The following is a 521-nucleotide window of genomic DNA, read 5'->3' as shown; positions in this document are numbered from 1 at the left end:
GAAACTTGTAGTTTCTCTGTCAGAGTACGCATGGTTACAGGGATGGTTGCATTTGAACTTGCAGTAGATAAGGAGAATAGGATTTGTTCACGAGTTGCGCGGAGAAACGCCTTTGGAGAAGTTCCAGTCGTAATGCCAACAGCCATTGGATAGAAGATGAAAATCCAGAACACAAGCATAGCCACGACAAGCGCAACGTAACCTGCAACAGACATCAGTGTATTCGCATTTAAGGTTGCACCTAGTTGAATCATCAGAGCAAACACACCGTAAGGTGCTAGACTCATGACCAAACCAACCAGCTTCATCATGATCTCATTGGCCATCTTAAACGTGCGGATAGCAGGGCCACCACGAGAATCCAGAGCTTGAATGGCTAGACCTGTCAAAATAGCCATAAAGATAATTTGTAGCATGTCGCCGTTAGCAAAAGCTTGTACTGGATTGCTTGGTACAATGTTTACCACGAGCGAGAAAATATCTGGTGTTTCAGTTGTCGTCAGTTTGACGGTTTCAGAAAC

General features: G+C 44.5%; 1 protein-coding gene. It reads right to left on the bottom strand.

The annotated features are described in order from the left end of the window. Positions 1-521 (bottom strand): dicarboxylate/amino acid:cation symporter (locus tag R7E78_RS30410; protein WP_318059184.1); only part of this gene is annotated, 521 nt, incomplete at both ends.

The sequence above is a fragment of the Vibrio sp. YT-19(2023) genome, assembly GCF_033337395.1.
This window is presented reverse-complemented; position numbering and strand designations above follow the sequence as displayed.